We start from the raw sequence: 2,115 nt of genomic DNA, 5'->3' as shown, positions 1-2,115 counted from the left end.
TTAAGCGGGTGCGTTATCCGTTCAGAGGCAGTAATTCTCCCGTTGCGCAGACAAAGCCGAATGCGCTGTAGTCCTTTACACCGGTCACGGTATAGCGCCGCCCTTGCCAGAGCACGATATCCGCATCCTGCGTTTGATCGCCGGCGGAGAGCTGAAAGGGCGTATGAATCGTGATGCGCGCGTTCGTATATGCACCCGCTGCCGTGCGCTCTAATTCATCGCCCGTCTCCGGCGTGACGATGCCGGTGAAAGTGAATTGCGCTTCTGTATTCCGGGCAAAACCGTACCGATCTGTCGCCTGCGTTTGCCGAAAACACACGAGCGTCGAATCGGCGTACTCCGCATTCCACAACACGGTAGACAACTCCATCATTTTGATTTCTTTCGAACAACATAAGTGATGGACTTGCGCAGTTGGCCGGTATCGATCAACGGCTTCGCGTTCGCGTTCTCTGGCGTATGACCTCGTCTACGGCGTTCCAGTTCGATTGCCGCGCCGATACGCCCGCGTCTGGCCCGCGCCTGCAATGTGGACTCAGCCAGTGGCTTGAACGGCCCTTCAGTCATCTTCGCGCGCACCGCGTTTTGCGCCGCCAGGCCCGCCCGATGCAGCGCTTTGTCGACCTGTTCCATATGGCCATCCAGCGCCGCAGACGCGCTCTGTTCAAAATACCGGTTGATACGCTTCTGCGCAGATCGCACCCCTGGCACAAGGAAGGGCCGCGCCGGAATGTTGCGCGCGGGTGAGCCTGTTTCATGCAGATAACCCAATGCCGCATTGCCCGGTTCATCCTCTTCTTGACGTTCGGGCGCATCCGCGGGAATCCCTACTAACACTTCTTTGTGCACCAGTAGGTGCATCGCCTTGAGCACGGCGTCCAAACGGTCTGTTGTGATGTTCAACCCCTTTCACTGTCTCGTTCTCCCATCCTTTTGGGTGCATACATTTGTGCGTATAATGCGTATCATGCAGTTCGATTTCGACCCTCAAAAAGCCGCGCTCAATCTAGCGAAACATAAAGTCAGCTTTGATGAAGCGTGCACGGCGCTCCTGGATGCGCGCGCCTTGACCCGCGCAGACCCCGATAGTGTAGATGAAGCGCGCTGGGTCACGCTTGGCATGACCACCGCTGGACGCTTGGTGGTGGTCGTGTGGACAGAGCGCGGCGATACGCTGCGTCTCATTTCAGCGCGCAAAGCCACCAAACGTGAGGAAAAATGCTATGCGTAAGGAATACGACTTCAGTCATGCAAAACCTGTTTCTCAAATCCCCGCGCTGGCCCGATTACAGGCCGCGCACGGCGGCAAGGCGCGCATCACCATGCGCATCGACGCCGACATATTGGCCGCCTTCAAGGCGCGTGCGCAAACGTCCGGCGGCAGCTATCAAACCATGATCAATGACGCTCTGCGCGAACATACGCAAGGCTGGACGCTCGCGGCGGTTATCGAAAAAGCCGTGAAAGAGAGCCTTAAAACCACCGCTCACCATTCAAATAGCCGGCGGTGATGTGGACGCTCATTGCTTCAGCAAATCTATATTATCTGGAGCCATTAGTGATACCATTTGTCCTATATGGCACTGCCTCATAAAATTCTCGATCAAATGCGCCGTGAGCCGGCCAATGTTCGCTTCTCAGACTTGAAAAAGATATGCGAAATGGTTTTTGGCCCGCCACGGCAACACGGCACAAGTCATGCCATCTTTAAAACGCCTTGGCCGGGCGACCCGCGCGTGAATATCCAAAACGCCAAAGGCAAGGCAAAGTCTTATCAAGTCCGGCAAGTTCTGCTTGCCATCGACAAACTGGAGAATGCACGATGAACAACGACCGCTACACGTACCGTGTCACCTGGTCGCCTGAAGACGGCGAATACATCGGGCAATGCGCAGAGTTTCCATCGCTCAGTTGGCTCGCGTCCACGCCAGAAGCCGCCCTGTCTGGAATCCGGAAAGTCATTGCTCAAGTCATTGCGGATATGGCCGCAATGGGTGAAACTGCGCCCGCGCCTTTCTCTGAACGGCGCTACAGTGGCGAGTTTCGGGTGCGTATTCCGCCGTCTGTTCATCGGACACTCGCGATACAAGCGGCGGAACAAAGAGTCAGTCTGAA

The 2,115-nt window shown here is 56.1% G+C and carries 6 protein-coding genes; 4 read left to right on the top strand and 2 right to left on the bottom strand.

The genetic code is table 11. From position 1 onward, the window contains the following. Nucleotides 1-13: 13 nt before the first annotated feature. Nucleotides 14-373 (bottom strand): hypothetical protein, encoded by a 360-nt coding sequence (locus tag CAGGBEG34_RS09190; protein WP_006683352.1) that lies wholly within the window; start codon nt 371-373, stop codon nt 14-16. Next, entirely contained in the window at nt 370-903 is a 534-nt protein-coding gene (locus CAGGBEG34_RS09185; protein ID WP_006683351.1) for a hypothetical protein, read from the bottom strand. The genes CAGGBEG34_RS09190 and CAGGBEG34_RS09185 overlap by 4 nt, the downstream gene beginning before the upstream one ends. Before the next feature lie 55 nt (nt 904-958). On the opposite strand from CAGGBEG34_RS09185, the gene CAGGBEG34_RS09180 reads away from it, so the two are divergent. The 4 genes from CAGGBEG34_RS09180 to CAGGBEG34_RS09165 form a co-directional block, all read left to right on the top strand. Next, on the top strand, nt 959-1,231 hold the full coding sequence (locus CAGGBEG34_RS09180) for a BrnT family toxin (protein WP_238985034.1): 273 nt from the start codon (nt 959-961) through the stop codon (nt 1,229-1,231). After that, on the top strand, nt 1,224-1,511 hold the full coding sequence (locus CAGGBEG34_RS09175) for a BrnA antitoxin family protein (RefSeq protein ID WP_006683349.1): 288 nt from the start codon (nt 1,224-1,226) through the stop codon (nt 1,509-1,511). Before CAGGBEG34_RS09180 ends, CAGGBEG34_RS09175 begins: the two co-directional genes overlap by 8 nt. Before the next feature lie 150 nt (nt 1,512-1,661). Beyond that, a complete protein-coding gene (locus CAGGBEG34_RS09170; protein WP_238985033.1) occupies nt 1,662-1,826 on the top strand; it encodes a toxin HicA in 165 nt (54 codons plus the stop codon). Next, on the top strand, nt 1,823-2,115 hold a 293-nt coding region (locus CAGGBEG34_RS09165), incomplete at its 3' end, for a type II toxin-antitoxin system HicB family antitoxin (RefSeq protein ID WP_042688510.1). The genes CAGGBEG34_RS09170 and CAGGBEG34_RS09165, both read left to right, overlap by 4 nt.

It is taken from the genome of Candidatus Glomeribacter gigasporarum BEG34, assembly GCF_000227585.1.
GTDB lineage: Bacteria > Pseudomonadota > Gammaproteobacteria > Burkholderiales > Burkholderiaceae > Glomeribacter > Glomeribacter gigasporarum_B.
Note: the sequence above shows the minus strand (reverse complement) of the source record. Positions and strands in the feature narration are given on the sequence as shown.

What these genes read in the sequence shown, in the direction of transcription:
- CAGGBEG34_RS09190 (WP_006683352.1), bottom strand. Translation starts at nt 373, where the DNA reads ATGATGGAGTTGTCTACCGTGTTGTGGAATGCGGAGTACGCCGATTCG.
- CAGGBEG34_RS09180 (WP_238985034.1), top strand. Translation starts at nt 959, where the DNA reads ATGCGTATCATGCAGTTCGATTTCGACCCTCAAAAAGCCGCGCTCAAT.
- CAGGBEG34_RS09175 (WP_006683349.1), top strand. Translation starts at nt 1,224, where the DNA reads ATGCGTAAGGAATACGACTTCAGTCATGCAAAACCTGTTTCTCAAATC.
- CAGGBEG34_RS09170 (WP_238985033.1), top strand. Translation starts at nt 1,662, where the DNA reads ATGGTTTTTGGCCCGCCACGGCAACACGGCACAAGTCATGCCATCTTT.